This window comes from uncultured Tateyamaria sp. (genome assembly GCF_947494755.1).
GTDB lineage: Bacteria > Pseudomonadota > Alphaproteobacteria > Rhodobacterales > Rhodobacteraceae > Tateyamaria.
In genome coordinates this window covers 43,183-65,528 of sequence record NZ_CANLVZ010000019.1, presented here as the reverse complement: position 1 = coordinate 65,528, position 22,346 = coordinate 43,183, and the positions used below count along the sequence as shown (strand labels likewise).

The 22,346-nt window shown below is 62.2% G+C and carries 24 protein-coding genes; 10 read left to right on the top strand and 14 right to left on the bottom strand.

All coding sequences use genetic code 11. The features are described from left to right. Nucleotides 1-1,446: OmpA family protein (locus tag Q0908_RS18490; RefSeq protein ID WP_299288142.1), on the top strand; the 1,446-nt coding region annotated here is incomplete at its 5' end. Between the two features lie 70 nt (nucleotides 1,447-1,516). Here the strand turns inward: Q0908_RS18490 and infC are convergent. Then, nucleotides 1,517-2,068, bottom strand: a complete 552-nt coding sequence (gene infC, locus Q0908_RS18485; protein ID WP_366869458.1) for a translation initiation factor IF-3 — start codon at nucleotides 2,066-2,068, stop codon at nucleotides 1,517-1,519. 204 nt (nucleotides 2,069-2,272) lie between these two features. On the opposite strand from infC, the gene Q0908_RS18480 reads away from it, so the two are divergent. Next, on the top strand, nucleotides 2,273-3,241 hold the full coding sequence (locus Q0908_RS18480) for a hypothetical protein (protein WP_299288139.1): 969 nt from the start codon (nucleotides 2,273-2,275) through the stop codon (nucleotides 3,239-3,241). Nucleotides 3,242-3,376: 135 nt separating this feature from the next. On the opposite strand, the gene Q0908_RS18475 is transcribed toward Q0908_RS18480, so the two are convergent. The 6 genes from Q0908_RS18475 to cysG all read right to left on the bottom strand — a co-directional run bounded on the left by Q0908_RS18475 (nucleotide 3,377) and on the right by cysG (nucleotide 8,891). Continuing rightward, a complete protein-coding gene (locus Q0908_RS18475; RefSeq protein ID WP_299288136.1) occupies nucleotides 3,377-4,228 on the bottom strand; it encodes a ferredoxin--NADP reductase in 852 nt (283 codons plus the stop codon). Between the two features lie 113 nt (nucleotides 4,229-4,341). Further along, on the bottom strand, nucleotides 4,342-4,752 hold the full coding sequence (locus Q0908_RS18470) for a DUF934 domain-containing protein (protein WP_299288134.1): 411 nt from the start codon (nucleotides 4,750-4,752) through the stop codon (nucleotides 4,342-4,344). Then, nucleotides 4,749-5,447, bottom strand: a complete 699-nt coding sequence (locus tag Q0908_RS18465; protein ID WP_299288145.1) for a phosphoadenylyl-sulfate reductase — start codon at nucleotides 5,445-5,447, stop codon at nucleotides 4,749-4,751. The genes Q0908_RS18470 and Q0908_RS18465 overlap by 4 nt, the downstream gene beginning before the upstream one ends. A 65-nt stretch (nucleotides 5,448-5,512) precedes the next feature. Beyond that, a complete protein-coding gene (locus Q0908_RS18460) occupies nucleotides 5,513-7,174 on the bottom strand; it encodes a nitrite/sulfite reductase (protein ID WP_299288132.1) in 1,662 nt (553 codons plus the stop codon). Beyond that, nucleotides 7,174-7,473, bottom strand: coding sequence for a DUF2849 domain-containing protein (locus tag Q0908_RS18455; RefSeq protein ID WP_299288129.1), 300 nt, complete (start codon nucleotides 7,471-7,473; stop codon nucleotides 7,174-7,176). Before Q0908_RS18455 ends, Q0908_RS18460 begins: the two co-directional genes overlap by 1 nt. After that, the gene (gene cysG, locus Q0908_RS18450) at nucleotides 7,473-8,891 is read right to left on the bottom strand and encodes a siroheme synthase CysG (protein ID WP_299288126.1); all 1,419 of its coding nucleotides are present in this window, start codon (nucleotides 8,889-8,891) and stop codon (nucleotides 7,473-7,475) included. Before cysG ends, Q0908_RS18455 begins: the two co-directional genes overlap by 1 nt. Nucleotides 8,892-9,035: 144 nt before the next feature. Between cysG and Q0908_RS18445 the strand changes: the two genes are divergently transcribed. Then, on the top strand, nucleotides 9,036-9,503 hold the full coding sequence (locus Q0908_RS18445) for an Lrp/AsnC family transcriptional regulator (RefSeq protein ID WP_299288123.1): 468 nt from the start codon (nucleotides 9,036-9,038) through the stop codon (nucleotides 9,501-9,503). Nucleotides 9,504-9,507: 4 nt separating this feature from the next. On the opposite strand, the gene Q0908_RS18440 is transcribed toward Q0908_RS18445, so the two are convergent. Beyond that, on the bottom strand, nucleotides 9,508-10,674 hold the full coding sequence (locus Q0908_RS18440) for a cytochrome P450 (protein ID WP_299288120.1): 1,167 nt from the start codon (nucleotides 10,672-10,674) through the stop codon (nucleotides 9,508-9,510). A 66-nt stretch (nucleotides 10,675-10,740) separates the two neighbouring features. Here Q0908_RS18440 and Q0908_RS18435 point away from each other — a divergent pair, with 66 nt between their 5' ends. From Q0908_RS18435 to Q0908_RS18415, 5 genes are all read left to right on the top strand, one after another. Further along, on the top strand, nucleotides 10,741-12,480 hold the full coding sequence (locus tag Q0908_RS18435) for an ATP-binding protein (RefSeq protein ID WP_299288117.1): 1,740 nt from the start codon (nucleotides 10,741-10,743) through the stop codon (nucleotides 12,478-12,480). Next, complete coding sequence (locus tag Q0908_RS18430) at nucleotides 12,477-13,706, top strand: sigma-54 dependent transcriptional regulator (RefSeq protein ID WP_299288114.1); 1,230 nt, start codon at nucleotides 12,477-12,479, stop codon at nucleotides 13,704-13,706. The genes Q0908_RS18435 and Q0908_RS18430 overlap by 4 nt, the downstream gene beginning before the upstream one ends. 243 nt (nucleotides 13,707-13,949) lie before the next feature. Then, on the top strand, nucleotides 13,950-14,945 hold the full coding sequence (locus Q0908_RS18425; RefSeq protein ID WP_299288111.1) for a DctP family TRAP transporter solute-binding subunit: 996 nt from the start codon (nucleotides 13,950-13,952) through the stop codon (nucleotides 14,943-14,945). Nucleotides 14,946-15,055: 110 nt separating this feature from the next. Next, nucleotides 15,056-15,745: a TRAP transporter small permease gene (locus Q0908_RS18420; protein ID WP_299288108.1), complete on the top strand. Its 690-nt coding sequence runs from the start codon at nucleotides 15,056-15,058 to the stop codon at nucleotides 15,743-15,745. A gap of 3 nt (nucleotides 15,746-15,748) precedes the next feature. Further along, the gene (locus Q0908_RS18415) at nucleotides 15,749-17,290 is read left to right on the top strand and encodes a TRAP transporter large permease (protein WP_299288104.1); all 1,542 of its coding nucleotides are present in this window, start codon (nucleotides 15,749-15,751) and stop codon (nucleotides 17,288-17,290) included. Nucleotides 17,291-17,384: 94 nt separating this feature from the next. Here the strand turns inward: Q0908_RS18415 and tpiA are convergent, their stop codons facing one another. After that, entirely contained in the window at nucleotides 17,385-18,131 is a 747-nt protein-coding gene (tpiA, locus tag Q0908_RS18410; RefSeq protein ID WP_299288101.1) for a triose-phosphate isomerase, read from the bottom strand. A 91-nt stretch (nucleotides 18,132-18,222) separates the two neighbouring features. Between tpiA and Q0908_RS18405 the strand changes: the two genes are divergently transcribed. Further along, nucleotides 18,223-19,128 carry a 2-oxoglutarate and iron-dependent oxygenase domain-containing protein gene (locus tag Q0908_RS18405; RefSeq protein WP_299288098.1) on the top strand — a complete coding sequence of 302 codons (906 nt, stop codon included), beginning with the start codon at nucleotides 18,223-18,225 and terminating at the stop codon, nucleotides 19,126-19,128. 33 nt (nucleotides 19,129-19,161) lie between these two features. Here the strand turns inward: Q0908_RS18405 and Q0908_RS18400 are convergent, their stop codons facing one another. From Q0908_RS18400 to Q0908_RS18390, 3 genes are read right to left on the bottom strand one after another with little or no spacing between them, the layout of a single operon-like run. Further along, on the bottom strand, nucleotides 19,162-19,485 hold the full coding sequence (locus tag Q0908_RS18400; RefSeq protein WP_299288095.1) for a TfoX/Sxy family protein: 324 nt from the start codon (nucleotides 19,483-19,485) through the stop codon (nucleotides 19,162-19,164). Nucleotide 19,486: 1 nt separating this feature from the next. Next, complete coding sequence (locus tag Q0908_RS18395; protein ID WP_299288092.1) at nucleotides 19,487-19,867, bottom strand: iron-sulfur cluster assembly accessory protein; 381 nt, start codon at nucleotides 19,865-19,867, stop codon at nucleotides 19,487-19,489. A 14-nt stretch (nucleotides 19,868-19,881) separates the two neighbouring features. Then, nucleotides 19,882-20,751 (bottom strand): LysR family transcriptional regulator, encoded by an 870-nt coding sequence (locus tag Q0908_RS18390; protein WP_299288089.1) that lies wholly within the window; start codon nucleotides 20,749-20,751, stop codon nucleotides 19,882-19,884. 84 nt (nucleotides 20,752-20,835) lie between these two features. Between Q0908_RS18390 and Q0908_RS18385 the strand changes: the two genes are divergently transcribed. After that, complete coding sequence (locus Q0908_RS18385; RefSeq protein WP_299288086.1) at nucleotides 20,836-20,982, top strand: hypothetical protein; 147 nt, start codon at nucleotides 20,836-20,838, stop codon at nucleotides 20,980-20,982. A 72-nt stretch (nucleotides 20,983-21,054) separates the two neighbouring features. Here the strand turns inward: Q0908_RS18385 and Q0908_RS18380 are convergent, their stop codons facing one another. Next, entirely contained in the window at nucleotides 21,055-21,417 is a 363-nt protein-coding gene (locus Q0908_RS18380) for an SUF system Fe-S cluster assembly protein (protein WP_299288083.1), read from the bottom strand. A 71-nt stretch (nucleotides 21,418-21,488) separates the two neighbouring features. Next, nucleotides 21,489-22,277, bottom strand: a complete 789-nt coding sequence (locus Q0908_RS18375) for a hypothetical protein (protein WP_299288081.1) — start codon at nucleotides 22,275-22,277, stop codon at nucleotides 21,489-21,491. Between the last annotated feature and the right edge of the window lie 69 nt (nucleotides 22,278-22,346).

The window sequence follows — 22,346 nt, the reverse complement described above, 5'->3', positions numbered from 1 at the left end:
GCGCAGGCAGCGGCTGAGGCCGAAGCGGCGGAGCAGGCGGAATTGGCGGCGCAAGCGGCGGCTGAGGCCGAAGCGGCGGAGCAGGCCGAGTTGGCGGCGCAGGCAGCGGCTGAGGCCGAAGCGGCGGAGCAGGCGGAATTGGCGGCGCAAGCGGCGGCTGAGGCCGAAGCGGCTGAAATCGAGGCCGAATTGGCCGCAGAAGCCGAGGCTGATGCCACAGAGGAGTCGGTGACCACGATCGAGGAGGACACGACTGCCAAGACGGTCACGGCCCCTGTAGAAGACGACGCGACCGCCTCTGGCCTGACCAAGGCAGAGCAAAAGGCACTGCGTAAGGCTGAGCGCCAGGCCGCTCGCAAGGCGGAGCGCCAAGCTGAGCGCCGCGCTGCACGTCAGGCTGAACGGCTGGCCGAGGCCGACACCGAAGTCGCGGCCGCTGCCGCGAGCAGCGCATCCATCGCAGAGGTGGAGACCGAAGAGGTCACGGCAGCGACGACCCGGTCGAGTGATGAGGAGTTCACCTCCGAACCCAAGGTCGCGGCGCGGGCCGAGGATGATGACCAGGATGACGGGCTGAGCAAATTTGAAAAGGCTCTGCTCGTGGGCCTTGGGGCTGTGGCGGTGGGCCAACTGCTCAACAACGGGGACGAGGTCGTCTCAAACTCCGGTGATCGTGTCGTGGTGCGCGGCGATGACGGGTTGCGCGTTCTGAAAAGCGACAACGAGTTGCTGCGTCGCCCCGGTGCCGATGTGCGCACCGAAACGTTCAGTGACGGTTCGACCCGCACGACCGTGACGCAACCTGACGGCAACCGTGTTGTGACGATCGCTGCGGCGGATGGACGGGTGATCCAGCGGATCGTAGTGCGCCCGGACGGCACCGAAGTGGTCCTGATCGACGACACAACGCAGGCAGCGCCGGTGGATTTTGCCTTTCTCGACACGGCTGCACCGACGCAGAGGGATGTGAATATCACTGACGAGGTGGCATTGCGCGCTGCGCTGCAGGGGCAGTTGCTGGCCGATCCGGGGCGATCTTTCTCGCTGGCGCAGGTGCGCAACCTACGTTCGGTGCGTGAGTTGGCCCCGACGATTGAGCTGAATGCGGTAACCTTTGCCAGCGGATCGGCGGCGATTCAGCCAAACCAGGCTGAAGATCTCGTGTCTCTCGGAAGTGCCATCGTGGATGTGATCCGAACGCAACCCGAAGCGGTGTTCCTGATCGAAGGGCACACGGACGCGGTGGGCCAAGATGCTTACAACCTTGCGCTATCAGACCGGCGTGCGGAAACCGTGGCCTTGGCGCTGACTGAATATTTCAACGTGCCGCCGGAAAACCTGATCACGCAAGGCTATGGCGAGTCCGCGCTGAAGGTGCCGACGCTGACAGCCGAGCGGGCCAACCGGCGCGCGGTGGTGCGCAACATCACGCCTTTGCTGCGCTGACGCAAAATCACCAGCCACAAACGAAAAAGAGCGCCGCAACGGGCGCTCTTTTTTGTTATATGAGAACGGCTTAGCCCTTGGCGGGCAGGGGGCCGATCAACATGACCATCTGGCGGCCTTCCATCTTGGGAAAGTTCTCGATCCGGCCATGATCTTTGGTGTCTTCGGCCACTCGCTCAAGCAGCTCGCGTCCGAGGTTCTGGTGGGCCATCTCGCGACCGCGGAACCGCAATGTCACCTTCACCTTGTCGCCGTTTTCAAGGAACTTGAACACGTTACGCATCTTGACGTCATAGTCATTGGTGTCGGTGTTGGGGCGGAACTTGACCTCTTTGATCTCGATGATCTTCTGCTTTTTACGGGCCTCGGCCTCGCGCTTCTGGGTCTCGTACTTGAATTTGCCAAAATCCATGATCTTGCAGACCGGGGGGCTGGCATTTGGTGAAATTTCTACCAGATCGAGGCCTGCCTCGTCGGCGAGGTCCATGGCGCGATCTGGGCTGACAACTCCGACGTTTTCTCCGTCTGCGCCAATCAGGCGGATTTCTGTGGCGCGGATCTTGTCGTTGACGCGTGGGCCGGTGTCTCGTTGGGGCGGCGCGTTGTGGGGTCTGCGAGCGATGGTGGTCGTCCTTTGATCATTGCAGGAAACTGAGGCCAAAAGGTAGCCGTTGGGCGGGGCCGCTTCAACCCTAAGAATCGGCCAAGTTGCGCCGAAATGGGCGATTTTCCCCTTGAACCTTTCCCTTGCGCCACGCATTTGACACCTCAACGTCAGAACGCCGCGCGCCGCGCGGTCGAGGCGACTGAAGAGAAGGACTGGGTTATGAAAAATCTGATTTGGATTATAGTGGCGGTCGTGATCGCGGGTGGGGCGTATCTGCTTTATTCCGGTCAAACGCCAAGCGAAGCGGTGAGCGAAGCCGCTGACGCTGTGAATGCTGACGAAGCTGTTGAAAACGTAGGCGAGGCCGTTGAGTCGGCTGTGGATGCGACGCAAGACGTGGCGGGCGATGTGGCTGATGCGGCCAGCGATACTGCTGACACAGCAGCTGATGCGGTTTCTGACGCAGCTGAAGCTGTGACCGAAACGGTAGGTGAGGCGGTCGACGCGGCCTCAGACACCGCACAATCCCTGCTCGAGACCGGCGAAGATGCGGTCGACGCAACCGTCGACGCGGCGGGTGATGCAGTGGATGCGATCACGGGTACTGCCGAGGATGCGGGCGACGCTGCCGCAGACACGGCGGCTGGCGCGGTGGACGCGACCGAAGAGACCGCCGACGCCACAGCGGATGCCGCTGGCGACGCGGTTGATGCAACCGCCGATGCGGCAGCGGATGCAGGCGACGCCGTGGCTGACACCGCAGCTGACGCAGTTGAGGCGACCGAGGATGCAGCCGAGGCCACAGCGGATGCGGCAGGTGACGCGGTCGAAGCCACAGACGATGCGGCTACAGATGCAGGCGACGCCGTAGCTGACACCGCTACCGACGCGGCAGAATCAACCGAAGACGCGGTTGAAGCTACCGACGATGCGGCAACCGACGCCACGGCTGATGTCGCCGACACCGCGACGGATGCAACGGCCGATGCGCCCGTCACGGCGGACACGCCCGAGGCGCTGACCGTGGACGGGTTCGACTTTGACCGGGTTGCCGAGATGATCGACAACTCTGAGCAGTTGAACGCCATCCAGAAGACCACGCTCAAGGCCGGAATCGAGCAAGCGCGTGACAACCCAGAAGTGCTGCGCGGTCTGCTGGATCAGTTGCGTGAGGCGATGGGTCTCTGATCTCTAGATCGGAAGTACCGAAAGCAACAACCGCGTCCCGGCCACCACCGGGGCGCGTTTTTTTTACATCCATAGAAAAAGGCGCGCCCCGATCCCGAGGCGCGCCTTTTTGCATGCTATTGTCGGCTTTGGCGATTAGCCCACAAAGGCTTTCTCGACCACGAAGTGCTTGGGGTCGGAATTCGCCCCTTCCTCCAACCCAAACCCTTCGAGGATGCGCTTGAGGTCGGTGTTCAGCCCCAGTGAGCCGCAGATCATCGCGCGATCCGTCTCTACGTTGATGCCGCCGATGCCGAGGTCTTTGAACACGCTGCCATCTTCGAGCAGGTCCGTGATGCGGCCCATCTTGGGGCTCTGCTCGCGCGTGGTGGTGGGGTAATAGCGGATCTTCGCGAGGTTTTCGACCCCGATCAATTCCTGCATCATCTCGTCGGCCTGCAAATCGGCGATCAGCGTGCGCCCGTATTCCAGCTCCGCCACGTCGCGACAGGTGTGCGTCACGACAACCTCGTCGAAATTCTGGTACGTCTCGGGTTCGCGCAGCAGCGAGGCAAAGGGCGCAAAGCCCGTGCCGGTCGCAAAGAACCACAGCCGCTTGCCGGGCAGCAGCGCGTCATGCACCAGCGTGCCCACGGGTTTGGGGCGCAGGATGATCTGATCGCCGGGCTGGATGTGTTGCAGCCGCGATGTCAGCGGGCCGTCCTGCACCTTGATCGAGTAGAACTCCAATTCGTCATCCCATGCGGGCGAGGCGATGGAATAGGCGCGCAGCAGCGGCTTTTGCTTGCCCGTCTCGGGGTGCGGCTCGCCCATCAGCCCGATCATCACGAACTCGCCCGACCGGAAACGCAAGCTGGCAGGTCGCGTCACGCGGAAGGAAAACAGGCGGTCCGTCCAATGCTGGACGGAGGTCACGGTTTGCGCATCGGGCAGGGTTGGAGTGGCCTTGACGGCGGTGGATTGGTTCACGGGGCTTTGCTCGGTCATTTATGTGTCAACGCAGGATTACACCTGCGCCTCTCTGTTTAGGAAGGGTTATTTGAAGCGGCGATAAGGCGAAACGCCGCGCGCCGCCTTGATCTGGATCTATCGGGAGCGGTTCAGTGGTTCGATGTGCCGCGCAGCCGGGCCTGGTAGTCATGCGCCTGCCAGTCGGCGCGGGCCTGCCACTGATCTTCAGGCTGGCGGGCGGCGAGGGCCTGGCTGATCTCGACCTCGTCAAAGCCCGAGCGGCGCGCCATTGCGTATTGATCGGCAATCACGTGGCCTTGCGCGCGCAATCGTCCCTGATAGCCGCGCAGTCGCAGCATCCGCGCAATGGTAAAGCCGCGCCCGTCGGCAAAGCTGGGGAAATCCACGCGGATGATGTCCGCACTCAGCGGGATGGTGTCGGGATCGGCATCGGATGGCACATCCAAAGCGACCGCATCATTGGCCGCCTCGCCAAGCGGCGTATAGCCGCGATCCCAGGTGTCGGGGCCAAACCCCTGATCTGTCACGAGAATTGTCATGTCTGCTCTCCTGTTCGCACCATTCTGCCGTTTGCAAAATGGATGCCACATTCATCTTTGCTTGAATCGCGCCAGCGGCCCGCGCGGGCGTCTTCGCCCTCTGCCACGGGTGAGGTGCAGGGCGCGCAGCCGATACTGGGATAGCCTTGGGCCACGAGCGGATGCCGGGGCAGGCGGTTTTCGTCCATGTACTCGGCCACGTCCTGTGGTGCCCACCGGCCCAGCGGGTTCACCTTGATCCGTTGGCTCCCCGGTTCGACTTCGAAGAACTCGAGGTTGGCGCGGTGGCCCGACTGATAGCGTTTGCGGCCAGTGATCCAACCGTGATGTCCAGCCAGCGCGCTTTGCAGGGGGCGCGTTCTGCGCAACGCACAGCAGGCGTCGGGGTCGCGCTGGTGCAGCGTTCCGTCAGGGTCATGGGCCGGGATGTCCTGCGCGCGGATCAGGCGGACATTACGCAGCCGCAACCGTTCGGCCACATCAAGCTGGTAGGTCAGCGTTTCGGCAAACAGCATTTCGGTATCGATGAAGATCACCGGCACATCCGGTTTCACCATCGCCGCGAGATGCAGCAGCACGACCGATTCCGCCCCGAAGCTGGAGACAAGCGCGATGTCGGGAACCGCCTCAAAGGCGGCGCGCAACACATCCGTCGCCCCATGATGGGTCAGTTGCGCGTTGAGCGCGCTGACCATCACGTCGCGATCCGGGTTGGTCGGCCCTCCGGGGGCGGTTTTCTTGGCGAAATGAAGCATGGGATCTACTCTGCCGCGACCTTCGTTTCGGGATAGAGCGCGGCCTTGAACGGACCCATGCCGGTCCGCTTGTAGGTGTCGAGGAAGGGTTCCCCTTCGCTGCGCAGATCGAGATAGGTGTCCACGATCCGCTCGACGGCTGGCACGATCTCGTCTGCCGAGAAACCGGGGCCGACCCGGTCGCCCACGGCCGCCGTTTCGGTGTGATCGCCGCCAAGCGTGATCTGGTAGTTTTCCACGCCTGCGCGGTCGAGGCCAAGGATCCCGATATGGCCCACATGGTGGTGCCCGCAAGCGTTGATGCAGCCTGAAATCTTGATCTTGAGTTGCCCGATATCATGCTCGCGCTTGAGGTCGTCAAAGCGGGTCGCGATCTCTTGTGCGATGGGGATGGAGCGGGCGGTGGCCAGCGCGCAGTAATCCATGCCGGGGCAGGCGATGATGTCGCTGATCAGCCCGATATTGGCGGTCGCGAGGCCCGCGTCCTTGAGGGCCGCGTGCAGCGCGGGCAGGTCCGAGACATGCACATGGGGCAGGATCACGTTCTGTTCGTGGCTGATGCGGAGTTCATCATGGCCGTATGTTTCCGCCAGATCGGCCATCAGGCGCATCTGGTCACCCGTGGCGTCGCCCGGCGTTTCCCCGTGCTTTTTCAATGAGATGGAAACGATCTTGTACCCGTTCGCCTTGTGCGCGGTCAGGTTCGTGTCGGCCCAGGACCGGAACACGGGATCGGTGTGATAGGCGGCCTTAAACGTCGCTTCGGACGCCGTTTTGAAGGTCGGGGGTGCGAAATGCCCTTCGATCTCGCGCAGCATCTGCTGGTCCACGCCCGAGAATGTCGCGCGGGTCTGCACGAAGCGTTTCTCTACCAAGCGACGGATTTCGTCGATGCCGTGTTCGTGCACGGTGATCTTGATGCGCGCCTTGTATTTGTTGTCACGCCGCCCGATCTGGTTCCAGACAGACACGATGGCCTCAAGGTAAGGCAGCAGATCAGCTTCGGGCAGGAAGTCATTGATAACCTTGCCAATCATCGGTGTTCGTCCAAGACCGCCACCGACGATCACCTCGAACCCGCGTGCGCCGTCGCGTGCGACCATGCGCAGCCCGATATCATGGGCTTTGGTCACGGCGCGGTCGTTGGGGGAGCCTGTGATCGCGATCTTGAATTTGCGCGGCATGAACTGGAATTCCGGGTGATCAGTGGACCACTGGCGCAGCAATTCGGCCACGGGGCGCGGATCGGCGATCTCATCCGCCGCAGCGCCCGCAAAATGGTCTGCCGTCACGTTGCGGATCGTGTTGCCGGAGGTCTGGATGGCGTGCATCCCCACCTCGGCGAGCGCATCCAGCATGTCGGGCACGTCCTTGAGTGCAGGCCAGTTGTACTGGATGTTCTGGCGGGTGGTGAAGTGGCCATAGCCCTTGTCCCACCGGTCCCCGATCTCGGCCAGCTTGCGCATTTTCGCGGAATTCAGCGTGCCATAGGGGATCGCGACGCGCAGCATGTAGGCGTGCAGTTGCAGGTAAAGCCCGTTCATCAGGCGCAGCGGCTTGAACTCATCCTCGGTCAGTGCGCCGGAAATGCGGCGTTCGACCTGGGCGCGGAACTGGGCGTTGCGTTCGGCCAGAAAGGCGCTGTCGAACTCGGAATAGCTGTACATCAGACAAGCTCCACTTGTTTGCCATGGGCGTAGTTGGAGGGGCCGGTGGCACGGAAGGTTTCGCGGAAATGGGTCGGGATGGGCACGCCGTCCGACAGCGCCACATCGGCGAGGTAGGTACCGACAACCGTGTCGACCTGCTGGCTGGCCTCGATCAGGCGCAGGTCGGCGTCGGCCTCGTCCTGCAAGACTTCGGCTTCGTTCAGATTCCGGGTCCAGCCGGTCGCGGTCTGATAGATCACGTCGCCTGCGAGCAGGTGATTGGCGGTCACGACTTTGGGTGTGAAGATTTTGGGCATCAGCGGGCCTCCTGCGCGGTCAGCGGCGTGGATTGAACAGTTGGGACGTGGGGAAGGGCGGCCTGCGCGGCACGTGGCGCGAGGCCGATAAAGGTGAGGGCGGGGCCGTTCATCTGCGCCTCAGAAATCGTCGGCTCCATCTCGGCCACGGTGGTGGACAGCACCCGCTGATCGGCGCGGGATGCGTTCTCGATGACGGTCACGGGCGTGTCGGGCGCGATGCCATGCATCAGCAGGCGGCCCTGTATGAAGCGGGCGGATTTCTTGCCCATATAGACGGCGGCGACTTCACCGGGATTGGCGAGCGCCTTCCAGTCGTGATCGGCAAAACCCGTCATGTCGTGGCCCGTCAGGAAGCGCACGGATGTGTTGCGCCCGCGTTTGGTCAGCGATTGCCCGATGGAGGCGACGGCAGCGGAGGCCGAAGTGATGCCAGGCACGATATGCCACTCAAGACCTGCGTCGGTCACAGCGTCGATTTCCTCGTCCAACCGGCCAAAGACGGTGGCATCGCCGGATTTCAGCCGCACCACCTGCGCGCCTTTTGCCCCGTGTTCCACGATCAGATCGTTGATCGTCTCTTGCGGGGTGGAGGGGCCAAACGCCTCTTTGCCCACATCGATCATGGTCGCCTCGCGCCGCGCAAGTTCGAGGATTTCAGAGGAAATCAGGCGGTCATAGATCACCACGTCAGCCTCATCGAGCGCTTTGCGCGCCTTCAGCGTCAGCAATTCCGGGTCGCCCGGGCCTGCGCCGACAAAAGCGACGTGACCCTTGCGGGTGTCTTTCAGCAGGTGATCGGCGAGCAGGTCGTCAAGCGCGGGTTGGACGGCCTCGACCCCGTTTGCAATGGCCTTGGGGCCGGCGTTGAAATAGTAGTCGCGCCAGAAATCGCGGCGTGCGCGGCCAAAGGGCAGAGCGTCGGCGGCCTTGCGGAAGGCCTTGCCGATGGCCGCGAGCGTGCCGAGGCCGGTGGGCAGGCGTTCCTCGAGGTCGGCCTTGATCGCGCGGGCCAGCACGGGCGCGGCCCCCTCGGTTCCGATGGCGATGGTGACCGGGTCACGGTCCACGATGGCGGGCGTGATAAACTGGCTGTCGGCGAGATTGTCCACGATATTGACCAGCGCGCCGTCCGCATGGGCGATGGCGGCAGTGCGCTTGTCCTCGGTTGCGTCCTCGTCGGCAGCATAGAAGAGGGCGGCGCACATCGCATCACCCGGCTCCATCGCGCGGGCGATCAAGGTCAGCTTGCCCGCCTCGGCCCAGCCCTCGATTTCAGGTGCGGCTTTGAGCGCAAACACCGTAATGTTGGCCGTCGTCTTCATCAGCAGGCGCAGCTTGGCCATGGCCGCATCCCCGCCGCCCGACAGGACGATCCGGCGCCCGGAGGTGTTCAGGAAGATGGGAAAATGGTTCATGGCGTGGCCCTCGGGTGGCTGATTTCTTGCGCACAATATAGGATATTGTTCTGGTCTGTTGCCAGTATCGCGGCTAGATAAGGACATATGTTCTGCATTCATGCAGTTGCAGAACGCCTGTCACGGTTTTCAAAGGGGATCGGAATGTCTGTTCGCATTGATGAGGTGGATCGCAAAATTCTGGCCGAGTTGCAGCGCGACGCGAGCCAGTCGCTGGACGATATCGCCAAGGCTGTTGGGTCCTCAAAGACGCCGGTGTGGAACCGAATCCGCAAGCTGAAAGAGGCAGGCGTGATTGGCCAGCAGACTGTGTTTCTGGATGCAGAGGCGCTTGGGTTCGAGGCGTGTTTCTTTGTGTTGATCCGCACGTCAGAGCACGAGGCAGATTGGCAGGCGTGCTTTCTCAAAGCCTTGCGCGACCGCGCCGAAGTGCAGGAGGCGCACAGGCTTGCGGGCGACATTGACTACATCCTCAAGGTGCGGGTGCGCAATGCGCGCGCCTATGATGCGTTCTATCAGGCGCTCATATCGGAGGTGCGGGTCCACAACGTGACGGCGCTTTTGTCGATGGAGGAGATCAAGTCGACCACCATGCTGCCGCTTGAGACCTAAACGCTCAGGCGCGCACCATCAGCCGATCAAGTTTGTGGAAATGATAGGCGTCCGCGAATTTCGGTGGCTCGGCAACTTGCAAATTTGGCGCAAGGGCGAACAAGGCGGGCAGGGCGATCTGCATTTCAAGCCGGGCAAGCGGCGCGCCGACGCAAAAATGCACGCCGCCGCCGAAGGCGAGATGCGCGGGCTTGGGGCGATCCGGGTCAAAGCGGTGCGGATCATTGAACACATCTGGATCACGCCCCGCCGCCCCCAGCATCAGCGCGATTTCATCGCCCGGTTCCAGAACGTGCCCGCCGACCTCGATCCGCTCATAGGCGTAGCGTGTGAACATATGCAGCGGCGGGTCAAAACGCAGCAGCTCCTCGACCGTGCCCTCGATCCTGTCGGGGGTCAACGCGCCGGTGCTGCCGGTCTCGATCAGGCACTTCACCGCATTGCCAAGGGAATGCACCGTCGCCTCGTGGCCAGCATTCAGCAACAGCACGCAAGTGCCGATCATCTCGTCGGGGGAGAGACGGGCACCATCCTCTTCTGCGGCAATCAACTCGGTGATCAGATCATCGCGCGGGTCACTGCGCCGCTCTTCGATATAGCCGCGCAGGAAGGTGGCAAATTCGCCCGCCGCGGTGTTGGCCGCATCCTCAATCTCGCGCGTCCGTCCGGCCTGATACATCGCCACCATTGCCGCCGACCAGCGCAGCAGGTCCGGGCCCATCGCCTCGGGCACGCCAAGCAAACGCGCGATGACGCGCACGGGCACGTGCTGGCAATAGGCAGGGATCAGATCGAAGGAGCCATCCGGCAGGTGCGCCAGCACATCGGCGCAGATGTCCGTGATGTCACCCGCAAGCCCCGCGATGCGGCGCGAGGTGAACGCATGCAGCACGAGACGGCGCAGGCGGGTGTGAGCGGGGGCCTCGAGCTCGAGCAGGGAGTGCCGTTCGACCGCGTCAAACGCGCCCAAATGGGCCGGTGCCTCGGTGCGCCCCGGCACCGCGCGGCCCAAACGGCGGTCGCGCAGCAGTGCGTGGACCGTGGCGTGATCAAAGGCGGCCAGCATCCCGTAATCCTGCCAAAACATGACCGGACCTGCCGCGCGGACGGTGTCATAGACCGGGTAGGGGTCCTGGATAAAGGCGGGATCGTGCGGCGACTGGATCAACATGAGCCATGATGTCTCAGGCGGGCTGCGCCTTGGCAAGCCCTGATCCGCAGGGATAGAGTGCGCGCCATGAAGGTTGGCTTTGGCAGACGGATCGCGGTGATCGTCGGGTTTGTGGCGCTGGTCGCGGCGGCGGCGGCAGGGGTGTGGCGCTACGGCTATTTCCAGGCGCTTGACCAGTTGTCGCGACAGGGGGCGTCCGACCTCGCGCTGGCCAGCGACCGGCTGACCGGGCAACTGCAACGCTATCGCGAGCTGGCAGTGCTGGTGGCGGATCACCCGCAAATCGGCACCGTGTTGGCGGGCGAAGACGTGCGCGCGGCCGAAGCGTTGTTTCTTGAAATTGCGGACAAAACTGCGGCTGAAGATATCCGGCTGACAGACGCTGCGGGGCACGTTCTGGCCAGCGCGCGGATCGAACCCACCGGGGTCGATATCGCCCCCTTGGTGCGGCGCGCAACCCAAGGGGCGCTTGGGTGGGGCAACGGGCAAAGTGCGTCAGGTGCCCGTGTTTTTGCCTATGCGGCACCGGTGTTTGACGCCCGCTCGCAGGTCAAAGGCGCGGTCGTGGTGACGGCAGACCTTGCCGGGATCGAATGGGATTGGGTCGGATCGAACCCGGCGGTCTTTTTCACGGATGCGGCGGACCGGGTGTTTATCACCAACCGCTCCGAAATCGTTTTCTGGCAACGCCCCGCAGACGGGCCGGGCCTGGTCCCCGCTGATGGCAGCGCCCTGCCTTTTGACAGCTACCGGATCGGCCGGCACGAGGTGTGGGAGATGGGGTGGGGGCCCTATCTGCCGCAAAACGCGCTGCATCTGGTGCGCCCGCTGCCGGTGATCGGGATGACGGGCGAGGCATTGGTGGACGTGACCCCCGCACGCCGACTTGCGACCTTGCAGGCGGCGGCAGTGGCAGCCTTGTGTCTGGCGTTCGGGGCGCTGCTGTTTCTCGCGACCGAGCGGCGGCGCACCTTGGCCGAGGCCAACGCCCAGCTTGAGGCCCGCGTGGCCAGCCGCACCGCTGCCTTGTCTGACAGCAACGCCCAATTGCGCCGCGAAGCGATCGAAAGGGAGGAGGCGCAAGCCGCCCTGGCCCGCGCGCAAGTCGATCTGGCGCAGGCCGGTAAACTCAGCGCGCTTGGGCAGATGAGCGCGGGGCTCAGCCACGAGCTGAACCAGCCGCTGATGGCGATCCAGACCTATGCGGACAACGCCGTGGCCTTCCTTGAGCGCGACAAGCCCGCACGGGCGAGTGACAACCTAAAGCGCATCTCGGACATGGCACGACGCATGGGGCGGATCATCAAGAACTTGCGGGCCTTTGCACGGCAGGAAAATGAACCTGCGGTGCGGGTCGATCTGGCTCACGTGCTGGAAAGCGCGGTGGAATTGACCAAACCACGGATGCGGCAACTGGATGTGATGCTGGATTATGACCCGCCAACATCGCCGATTTGGGTATCGGGCGGTGAGGTTCGGCTTGGGCAGGTCTTCGTCAACCTGATCTCGAATGCGATGGACGCGATGGTTGGGCGCGAGACGCGCGTGTTGCGGATTGTCGTGCAGGGGCCGCAGGTGCGGATCTGCGACACCGGCCCCGGCATTGCGGTGCCCGATCGGGTGTTTGATCCGTTCTATTCCACCAAAGAGGTAGGCGCCTCCGAAGGGATGGGGCTGGGGTTGTCGATTTCCTACGGGATCGTGCAAAGCTTCGGCGGCGGTATTTCTGGAAAGAACGGCCCGCAAGGTGCTGAATTCACGGTGGATTTGCGACCCTGGGTGGCCCATGTCGAGGCTGCGGAATGACGGTACGGGTTCTGGTCGTGGATGACGATGCGGCCGTGCGGGATGCATTGGCCCAGACGCTGGAATTAGCGGACCTGAGCCCTCTGACGGCCGGGTCTTTTGTGGTCGCCAAGGACCATATCACCCGTGATTTCGACGGGGTGATCGTGTCAGACATCCGGATGCCGGGGCGGGACGGGTTTCACCTGCTCGCGCACACACGCAAGGTCGATGCGGACCTGCCGGTGATCTTGTTGACGGGCGAGGGCGACATTCCGATGGCCGTCAAGGCGATGCGCGAAGGCGCGTTCGGGTTCCTAGAAAAACCTTGTGCGCCGAGTGACTTGCTCTCCGTTCTTGAACGCGCCCTGAAATCCCGCGCTTTGGTGTTGGAAAACCGTCGCCTGCGCACTTTGGTGGAAAGCGGTGATCCGGCGGCGCGCATGTTGTTTGGAGAGTCCGCGCAAGCTGACGGGTTGCGCGCCCGCGTGCGCCTCGTCGCGCCACTGGAGACCGAAGTGCTGGTGACCGGCGCGCCGGGGACCGGGATTTCCAAGGTGGCCGAGGTGATTCACCTGTCCTCATTGCGGTCCAAAGCGCCGTTCGTGAAACGGGCGGCTGCCGACCTCGCGCCGCGCGTTTTGGCCAAAGCCATGGAAGTCGCGGCGGAGGGTAGTCTGTTTCTGGATGAAATCACACGCTTGCCGGCCGCCAGCCAACTGGCCCTGCTCGAAGCCATCGAGGGTGGCACGCGCGCCCGGTTGATCGCGGGCAGCACCAGCGATTTGGCTACGGCGGTTGAGGCGGGGTTGCTCAATGCGGATCTTTACTACCGGATCGAAGTGATGCCGGTGCGCGTGCCCTCACTGTCCGAACGGCCCGAGGACATACCGGTGCTGTTTCGTCACTACGTCGCGCAAGCTGCTGAACAGGCTGGATTATCAGCGCCCGAGATTGGACCGGATCATATGGCGTCCTTGATGGCGCAGGATTGGCCAGGCAACGCGCGATCCTTGATGAGTGCGGCGATGCGCTTTGTTCTGGGGATGCCCGAAGAGGTCGGCAAGGTCGCCGATCAGGGGCTTGCCGAACAGTTGGCACGGGTCGAACGAGCCTTGCTGATCGCGGCATTGGGGCGGCAGAACGGGCATGCAAGTGCTGCGGCAGAGGCGCTCAAGCTGCCGCGCAAGACCTTCTATGACAAGCTGAAACGCTACGGGATTCGGGCCGAGGACTACCGGCGCTAACACTGTGCGGAAAGTCGCTCACTTTTGTGTGAAAATGTCCGATTTTCCGCACAGCCGTCCTCCGCGCGGTCAGTGGAGAAGACTAGAAGAGGCGGTTAAGTATCAGATATTAAATACTATAAGGGTATTGGAGTATCCAAACAAAAAGTTAATGCGCGCCGCCCCCCACATTCTGATCATATGAGGCGGTGCGTTCCCGCGGGAACGGAACCAAGAAAGACTATTCTCTGGGAGGAGACCTACATGAAATTTCTGACTGCTGCTGCCCTTGCCCTGACTGTCAGTGCGGGTGCCGTTGCCGCTGCCTGTGACAGCGGTGAAATCGTCATCAAATTCAGCCACGTCACCAACACGGACAAGCATCCCAAAGGCATCGCCGCCTCGCTGCTGCAAACCCGCGTCAACGACGAGATGAACGGCAAGGCGTGTATGGAGGTGTTCCCGCAATCCTCGCTGTACAACGATGATCAGGTGTTGGAGGCGCTGCTGCAAGGCGATGTGCAACTGGCGGCTCCGTCGCTGTCCAAGTTCGAACAGTTCACCAAGCAGTTCCGCATTTTCGACCTGCCATTCATGTTCAAGAACATCGAAGCGGTCGACGCCTTCCAGAACTCCGAAACGGGTCAGGCGATGAAGGAATCGATGACGCGTCGCGGGTTGCTGGGCCTCGCGTTCTGGCACAACGGGATGAAGCAGATGTCGGCCAATGTCGCGCTGAACTCGCCGACGGACGCCAATGGCCTCAAATTCCGGGTGCAAAACTCGGACGTGCTCAAGGCGCAAATGGCGGCCATCGGCGGCTCGCCACAGCCCATGGCGTTTTCTGAGGTCTACGGTGCGCTGCAAACCGGCGTTGTGGACGGTCAGGAAAACACCTGGTCCAACATCTGGGGCCAGAAGTTCTTTGAAGTGCAGGACGGTGTGACCGAAACGAACCACGGCATCATCGACTATCTGGTCGTGACCTCAACCGACTTCTGGGACTCGCTGCCCGATGACACCCGCACGCAACTGGCCACCATCGTCGAAGAGGTCACCGCGGCCCGCAACTCCGAATCCACCAAGGTGAACGAAGAGGCCAAGGCGGCGATCATCAACGCAGGCGGTGTTGTGCGCGAGCTGACACCCGAGCAACGCGAAGAGTGGGTGGCGGTGATGAAGCCCGTTTGGGAGCAGTTCAAGGACGACGTTGGTCAGGAAAACATCGACGCGGCACAGTCTATCAACGCCGGTCTCTGACCTCGCATCGCCAAGACTGAGGCGTGCGCAATCTTGCGCGCGCCTCTTTTCGGACACCGCGCGCAGCGTGCGGCTGTCCCGCTTTTCTCGACCATCAGGAAGGCCGACACATGGCACATCCCGCACCCCCGACCACGCCTCTGGGCCGCTTCGTCAATGAAATCGAAGAGACGATGATCGCGTTACTTCTGGCTGGTATGACATTGATTACATTTGCGAATGTGGTTCTGCGCTATGGTTATAACACCGGCCTGATCTGGGGGCTTGAAGCGGTCACCTTCCTCTTTGCATGGCTGGTGCTGTTCGGGGTGTCCTATGCGGTAAAGGTCACGGCGCACCTTGGAGTGGACGCGGTGATCAACCTGTTTTCACCACCCGTGCGCCGCATCATTGCGCTGGCTGCCGCGACCGTGTGTCTGGCCTATGCGTTCTTGCTGCTGAAAGGCGCGTGGGACTATTGGGCCAACTTTGCCAATCTGCCGCAGACCACGGGCAAGTGGTTTCCCACCGGGTTTGAAGAGATGAAACGCTCTTCCTTTCGCGGGTGGTATGAGGTGATCGACATTCCGCTGCCTGAATGGTTGCGCTGGATTGAGCCGATCATGAACGAAGGCGAAGCATACGAGAAAATTCCCCGCTTCATCCCCTATGCGATCCTGCCTTTCGGCATGGCGCTGCTGCTGTTTCGCTTTGTGCAGGCCACGGTGCGGCTGGCCAATGGCACCGCGCAAAGCCTGATCGTCAGCCACGAGGCTGAGGAAGATGTCGAGGCCGTCAAACACATGAACGAAGGCAATTAAGGCATGGAAGTTGCAGTTCTTTTTGGCCTCGTCATCGGCCTGATGCTGATCGGCGTGCCGATCGCCGTATCGCTTGGCATGTCTTCGATCCTGTTCCTGCTGGTGCTGAGTGACACCTCGCTTGCCTCCATCGCGCAGACCTTGTTTCAGGCGATGGCGGGGCATTACACGCTGCTGGCGATCCCGTTCTTCATCCTTGCCTCGACCTTCATGTCGACGGGCGGTGTGGCGCAGCGCATCATCCGCTTTTCCATCGCTGTGGTCGGCCACTTTCCGGGTGGCCTCGCGATTGCGGGCGTCTTTGCCTGTATGATGTTTGCGGCCCTGTCAGGGTCGAGCCCGGCGACGGTTGTCGCCATCGGGTCCATCGTGATCGCGGGCATGACGCAGGTGGGATATACCAAGGATTTCGCTGCCGGTGTGATCGCCAATGCGGGCACGCTCGGCATCCTGATCCCGCCGTCCATCGTGATGGTGGTCTATGCCTCGGCCACGGACGTGTCGGTGGGGCGGATGTTCCTGGCGGGTGTGATCCCGGGCCTCATGGCGGGGTCCATGCTGATGATCACCATCTACGCGATGGCCAAGATCAAGAACCTGCCCAAAGGCGAATGGCTGGGCTGGGGCGAGGTTGGGGCCTCGGCCGCTGCCGCCTCGGGCGGTTTGTTCCTGATCGTCATCATTCTGGGCGGCATCTATGGGGGCATCTTCACTCCGACCGAAGCGGCGGCGGTCGCGGCTGTCTATTCCTTCCTGATCGCCAGCTACATTTATCGCGACATGGGCCCGTTCGCCAAAGTGCCGCCACGCGCGGGCAACTTTACCGGCATCACGTTGATGGGTGGTTTGGGGGTCGGCATCGTGATCTGGTTGGCCTCGGGTGGGGCCATGGATCTGACCCTGTCTGTGTTGGTTGGCTTTGGCGTGGCCGCCGTCCTGGCCGTGATCGAACGGGTCGCACGCGGCCTTGATCTGAATCCTGTCGCCATCGGGTCCGACCTGATCCGCATGCCGCTGGCTTTCGTGCACCGCGACACCAAGCACGCGTTTTTTGAGGCGGGCAAGCTGACCATCACCTTGATGTTCATCATCGCCAATGCTTTGATCCTGAAACATGTTTTGACGGATGAACAGATCCCTCAGCAGATTGCGGGCGCGATGCTGGATGCTGGCTTCGGCCCCGTCGTCTTCCTGATCATCGTGAACGTGATCCTTCTGATTGGCGGTCAGTTTATGGAGCCGTCGGGTCTGTTGGTGATCGTGGCCCCCTTGGTCTTTCCCATCGCGATTGAGTTGGGGATCGACCCCATACATCTGGGCATCATCATGGTCGTCAACATGGAGATCGGGATGATCACGCCGCCGGTGGGTCTGAACCTGTTCGTGACATCTGGCGTGGCGGGCATGCCGATGATGCGTGTGGTGAAGGCCGCGTTGCCATTTCTCGCAGTGCTGTTCGTGTTCCTGATTATGGTCACCTACATCCCGGCGATTTCAATCTGGCTGCCGACGCTGATGATGGGCCCGGAGATTATCGTGCGCTAGATATCATCACGGGTTTCGCCTGCGGCGGGCGGGTCGGGGGCTCTGCCCCCCAGCCTGTCGGCTTCCCCCCGAGGTATTTGGGGCGAAAGGAAGATCAGGAGGCGTCCAACGCGTCGATGATGGGTTGGAAGTCTGCGGCCTTGAGGGATGCGCCGCCAACCAGTGCACCGTCCACGTTTTCGGCGGTGAAGATTTCGGCTGCGTTGGTAGGCTTGACCGATCCGCCGTAGAGGATGCGGAAAGCGTTGCCCGTCTTGCCGAAGCGGTCTGTCAGTTTGGTGCGGATCATGTCGTGGGTTTCGATGATCTGATCGAGCGTGGGCACGCGGCCCGTCCCGATGGCCCAGATGGGTTCATAGGCGATGACCGTGTTTTCCCCTGTGGCCCCGTCTGGCACCGATGCGTCCAGCTGTGCGGCGATAACGTCGAGTGTGTCGGGGCCTGTCCGCTCCGCTTCGGATTCGCCGATGCAGATGATGGCGGTGAGGTTGGCGGCCCAGGCGGCTTGCGCCTTGGCACGTATCTCGGCGTTCGTTTCGCCGTGATCCCCGCGCCGTTCGGAGTGACCGACGATGACGGATGTGGCCCCTGTGTCAGCGATCATCGAGGCGGCCACATCGCCGGTATGCGCGCCTGAGGTGGCCGCGTGGCAATCTTGGCCGCCGATGTCGACGGGGCTGTCTTTGGTGATCTCATGGGCGCGGCTGAGCAGGGGCGCGGGCGGGCAGATGATGATTTGCGGGCCGTTTGCGTTTTGATGTTCGGCCAAAGTGCCGAGCTCAGCCAAGAGCGCTGCATCGCCGTTCATTTTCCAGTTGCCTGCTGCCAGTTTGCGCCGCATGTGCCTGTCGCCTTTTCGTTAGGATCGCCTTGGTCCTAGCATTGGGCGCGACGCTGCGCTAGGGCTGTGCGAAAGGGTGAGGGAAGGTGATATGATCCCACGGATTGATGCAGCCGCACTTGCGGCCGGTGCGCCGGACGCGCTTGAGGCGTTGCGCTTGGCGGCAACGGGCGTGGGCTTTGCCACCGTCTACAACACCGCGCTGACACCTGCGCGGGTGGCTGAGGCCATCGCGACCTATGCTGCGTTTTTTCATCTGCCGGAGGCCGAGAAACGAGCGGTGGATATGGCCCGCACCGGATCGAACCGGGGGTGGGGTGCCGCTGGATCGGAGCAGGTCGACCCGAATGCGAACCCGGATTACAAGCAGTTCTTTGATGTCGGATTTGCCTTGCCAGAAGGGCATCCGCTTGGGGGTGAGACGTTTTATGCCCCCAATGTGTGGCCGGATGATCCTGCATTTTACGCCGTGATTTCGGCCTATTACAGTGATGCATTGAAGGTGGCGATGAATGTGTTGCGCGGATTGGCTCAGGCGATTGGGGCGGATGCCACCTATTTTGATGAAGCGTTCATGGCTCCCATGGCGCTGCTGCGTGGGAATTACTATCCCGCACGTCCCGATTGGGCCGGGGCCAGGGATTTCGGGATCGCAACGCATACGGATTATGGTTGCCTGACGCTATTGGCCACGGATGGCTCGCCGGGGCTTGAGGTGCGCAAGCGTGGCGGGGGGTGGATCCCGCTTAGTGCGCCGCCGGGCGAATTCATCATCAATTTTGGCGAGATGATCGAGTTCTGGACCGATGGGGTGGTCAAGGCGACGCCGCACCGGGTGGTCGGTGGCACACAGGAGAGGATTTCAATCCCGCTGTTTTTCAATCCGACCTACGACACGAACGTGGCCCCGCCCGGCAGTGATGAGGTGATCAAAGCGGGGGATCACTTAAGCGCGCGGTTTCGCGAAACTTACGTGCATTTGCAAGCAAAAGCATAAGAGTATCTTGGTTAACGCACCTGTTACTTGAGCTTAGAGATGAGCGATTGCGGCGCGGGCCAGCATGACCGCTTCCTCTGCATCGTCGAGCGCGCTGTCGGGGAGTTCCCAGTACGGCATGGACGCCGGGGCCTTGCCCTCGCGTTGATAGGTCCAGCGTTTCAGGCCCATCTCGTCGAGACGGGCCTGCATCTCGCCCTGACCTTTGAGCAACAAGCGCCCATCTGACATCAACACGGCGAAGATGTTGCCGGCATGATACATGCCCAAACCGCCAAACATTTTCCGGGTGCTGAGCGATCCGAGGTCGGCGAAAAGATCAAGCGCGTGGGCGATCTCTTCGTCCGAGACGGCCATGTCAGGATGCGCTTTGTTCGGCGGCCAGCGTATCCAAGTCCTTGAAATTGATCGATTCCCCACAACCACAGGCATCCGCCACATTGGGGTTGTTGAATTTGAACCCGGACTCGAGAAGCGAGGTTTCGTAGTCGATTTCAGTTCCGAACAGGAACATCTGCGCCATGGGTGCGATCAAGACCCGCGCGCCGTCCTGCTCGACCGCCTCATCATTGGGGTCGGCCTGATCGACATATTCCATCGTGTATTCCATGCCTGCGCAGCCGCCCTTTTTGACGCCGATGCGCAGGCCGGAATGGCCCTCTTTCGCCATCAATTTGGCGATTTGCGCGGCGGCGCGGTCGGTGATGCTGACGGCTTGCTTGCCGGGGATCGAAAACATGGGAAAAACCTCGATTATCCGACTGTTAAGGTAGGGCTTTGCGCGTTGTCCTGCAAGGGGGCACGCCGGACGAGCGCGCGGGCGAGCGCGTCGAGCGCGGCGCGGATGGCCGGGTCGTGGCGGGTGTCCTGATGGCAGACCAGCCATTCCTCGGATGTCAGCGCATCGATCAGGCCGGACACGCGGACGAGGTCGGGCACCGCGTCTCCCGCAAAGGTGGGCAGAACGACCCGACCCGCACCGCCGCGCGCCAAGGCCATACGGATCTGCGGCTCGTTTGAGACGGCCACCATGTTGTCGCCGTGATGGGTCACGGTCCACGCCTCGGAGGGCAGGGTGGCGGTGTCATCGCTTGGCCCGATCCAGCCGATCACCGCGTCGCTGGTCGCGTAGGCTGCGTGCGTGACGGTACCCGTGCGCCGTCCGGCCAGCCACGGATGGGTGGGCCGCCGGTTGCGCACGCCGATGTCGACCTCGCGCCGTTCGATGTCCATATCGCGGTTGCAGCTGACAAACTCCGGCGTCCATTTGGCGTCCGGTGTCCAATAGTCGGGCAGGGTGCGCGCGAGATATTCGGACGTCCATGTGCCTGCCGACACCCGCACGCGCGGGGCCCCTGACTGTTCGGCGGACCAATGGGCGATGTCGCGGGCCGCCGCCTCCATCTTCTTGGCCCGCTCAAGCAGGGCGCGCCCCTCGGCTGTGGGGGTGTAGCCGCTGGCACCGTGTACGAACAGGCGTCGCCGGGTGCGTTGTTCCAGCGCGGTCATGCGTCGCGACAGCGTAGCCTGGCTGAGGCCGGTTTCACGCGCTGCCCCCGCGAGCGAGCCGTTGCGGGCCACGGCTGTAAACAGCCCGAAATCTGTCCAATCGGTGATTTGCATATCTGAAAGTGTATGTGCGTTTTTGGGGTCTGACAACAGGCGGCTCGAGCTGCCATATCAGGGTCATGCCAAGGAGCGCAAACCATGCAACATGACTACTTTCAAGGGCAAGTCGATACAATCTATCGGCAGGAGCAACGCGCGTTTGCAGAAATGCAAGAGCGGATGCAGAATTGCAAACGTCGTCAGCGCCGCCGTCGCGCGCTGATGTGGGTGCTGCGCCGGTTATGACACATGCAAAAGGGCCGCCGGCATGATACCGGCGACCCCTTTTTACATCTCGATAGTTCGAAGCAACACTCGCTACATAAAGCCCAGTTCGAGGCGCGCTTCGTCCGACATCATCTCCATCCCCCAGGGCGGTTCCCAGACAAGGGCCACGTCCACCTGTTTGACACCGGGGATCGGTTCGACCGCATCGGCAACCCAACCGGGCATCTCACCAGCCACGGGGCAGCCGGGCGCGGTCAGGGACATGGTGATATTCACTTCGTTCTCGGCATTGATATTGATCGTGTAGATCAACCCAAGCTCAAAGATATTCACAGGGATTTCAGGGTCATAGACCGAACGGCACGCCTCGACGACCGCCTCGTGCAAGGGGTGGTCGGTAGATGAGGGCGCAATCAGTGGCGTCCCCTCAAGCTGTTCATTGGGCTGGTTCATGTCATCCCCGCTTTGGTTCCTGAGTGTTTATATAGGGATAGGCGGCGCAGCGGTAAAGGGCGGGGGGCCCATCACTCGCGAATCTGCTGCACGGTTGTGATCAGTTTGGTCTGGTCGACTTCGATGAGCCCGCGCCGCGGCCGGTCCAGATCAATGATCAGGAACACGAGGATCACGATCAGTGTCATCATCGCATAGACGGGCACGCCGGGACGCACATTCGAGATGGCCGAGGCGAATCCGATCACAGCCCCAAGCAGGATGAAGGTGCCGAAGAGCAGAAACAGCACCAGTTCGGGCACGTGCCGGTCGATGGCGGCATCCCGTGTGGCCAGTGCGTCAATCATATCGTTGAGGCTGGCGGCGAACCCCATCGTAACGGGTGAGGGCGCGCGCTGCGTCTCTTCGGCGGCGATCTCCCAAATCTGGTCGAACATGCCTTCGGCCTGCGCGATCAGCCGGTCACGGGTGTCGGCCTCGATCGAGGGCACGGTCGAGGCCGTCAGGCGCAACTGCGCGTAAAGTCGAAACAGGTCCTTCACCTCGCTTTGGGCCGGTTCGGCCACAAGGTCCGTGCGCAGCCACGCGGTGCCGATGGCGTTGGCTTCGTTCACCACTTGGCTGGCCCGCTCGTCATAGCGCCCGAGCGACAGCGAGAACGTGAAGCCCAGAAGCAGCGCCAAAAGACCCAGCAAGGAGCCCTGCACCGCGTTGGCCTGGCTTTTGCTTTCGTCGTTTTCGTTGCGTTGCAGGCGTTTGCCGGTGACGATGCCCAGCCACATCGCGGCGATCATCAGCAGGAACAACCCGCCCGAGACCAGATATGAGGGAATATCATACATAAGTTCTGTCTGGCCCATGGGACGCTCCGCGCTGTGGTGTTGCCTCAGAATGAAGCGTAGCGGGCACGGTGCAACCGGATTTGGGCG

Excerpts from the sequence above, each read along its gene's own strand:
- Q0908_RS18430 (WP_299288114.1), top strand. The coding sequence starts at position 12,477 with ATGACGGTACGGGTTCTGGTCGTGGATGACGATGCGGCCGTGCGGGAT.
- Q0908_RS18440 (WP_299288120.1), bottom strand. The coding sequence starts at position 10,674 with ATGTTGATCCAGTCGCCGCACGATCCCGCCTTTATCCAGGACCCCTAC.
- Q0908_RS18475 (WP_299288136.1), bottom strand. The coding sequence starts at position 4,228 with ATGACCGAGCAAAGCCCCGTGAACCAATCCACCGCCGTCAAGGCCACT.
- Q0908_RS18445 (WP_299288123.1), top strand. The coding sequence starts at position 9,036 with ATGTCTGTTCGCATTGATGAGGTGGATCGCAAAATTCTGGCCGAGTTG.
- Q0908_RS18400 (WP_299288095.1), bottom strand. The coding sequence starts at position 19,485 with ATGGCCGTCTCGGACGAAGAGATCGCCCACGCGCTTGATCTTTTCGCC.
- Q0908_RS18435 (WP_299288117.1), top strand. The coding sequence starts at position 10,741 with ATGAAGGTTGGCTTTGGCAGACGGATCGCGGTGATCGTCGGGTTTGTG.
- Q0908_RS18390 (WP_299288089.1), bottom strand. The coding sequence starts at position 20,751 with ATGCAAATCACCGATTGGACAGATTTCGGGCTGTTTACAGCCGTGGCC.
- Q0908_RS18470 (WP_299288134.1), bottom strand. The coding sequence starts at position 4,752 with ATGACAATTCTCGTGACAGATCAGGGGTTTGGCCCCGACACCTGGGAT.
- Q0908_RS18385 (WP_299288086.1), top strand. The coding sequence starts at position 20,836 with ATGCAACATGACTACTTTCAAGGGCAAGTCGATACAATCTATCGGCAG.
- Q0908_RS18480 (WP_299288139.1), top strand. The coding sequence starts at position 2,273 with ATGAAAAATCTGATTTGGATTATAGTGGCGGTCGTGATCGCGGGTGGG.
- Q0908_RS18460 (WP_299288132.1), bottom strand. The coding sequence starts at position 7,174 with ATGTACAGCTATTCCGAGTTCGACAGCGCCTTTCTGGCCGAACGCAAC.
- Q0908_RS18395 (WP_299288092.1), bottom strand. The coding sequence starts at position 19,867 with ATGTTTTCGATCCCCGGCAAGCAAGCCGTCAGCATCACCGACCGCGCC.
- Q0908_RS18380 (WP_299288083.1), bottom strand. The coding sequence starts at position 21,417 with ATGAACCAGCCCAATGAACAGCTTGAGGGGACGCCACTGATTGCGCCC.
- Q0908_RS18405 (WP_299288098.1), top strand. The coding sequence starts at position 18,223 with ATGATCCCACGGATTGATGCAGCCGCACTTGCGGCCGGTGCGCCGGAC.
- Q0908_RS18455 (WP_299288129.1), bottom strand. The coding sequence starts at position 7,473 with ATGCCCAAAATCTTCACACCCAAAGTCGTGACCGCCAATCACCTGCTC.
- Q0908_RS18415 (WP_299288104.1), top strand. The coding sequence starts at position 15,749 with ATGGAAGTTGCAGTTCTTTTTGGCCTCGTCATCGGCCTGATGCTGATC.
- tpiA (WP_299288101.1), bottom strand. The coding sequence starts at position 18,131 with ATGCGGCGCAAACTGGCAGCAGGCAACTGGAAAATGAACGGCGATGCA.
- Q0908_RS18465 (WP_299288145.1), bottom strand. The coding sequence starts at position 5,447 with ATGGTCAGCGCGCTCAACGCGCAACTGACCCATCATGGGGCGACGGAT.
- Q0908_RS18375 (WP_299288081.1), bottom strand. The coding sequence starts at position 22,277 with ATGGGCCAGACAGAACTTATGTATGATATTCCCTCATATCTGGTCTCG.
- Q0908_RS18425 (WP_299288111.1), top strand. The coding sequence starts at position 13,950 with ATGAAATTTCTGACTGCTGCTGCCCTTGCCCTGACTGTCAGTGCGGGT.
- cysG (WP_299288126.1), bottom strand. The coding sequence starts at position 8,891 with ATGAACCATTTTCCCATCTTCCTGAACACCTCCGGGCGCCGGATCGTC.
- Q0908_RS18420 (WP_299288108.1), top strand. The coding sequence starts at position 15,056 with ATGGCACATCCCGCACCCCCGACCACGCCTCTGGGCCGCTTCGTCAAT.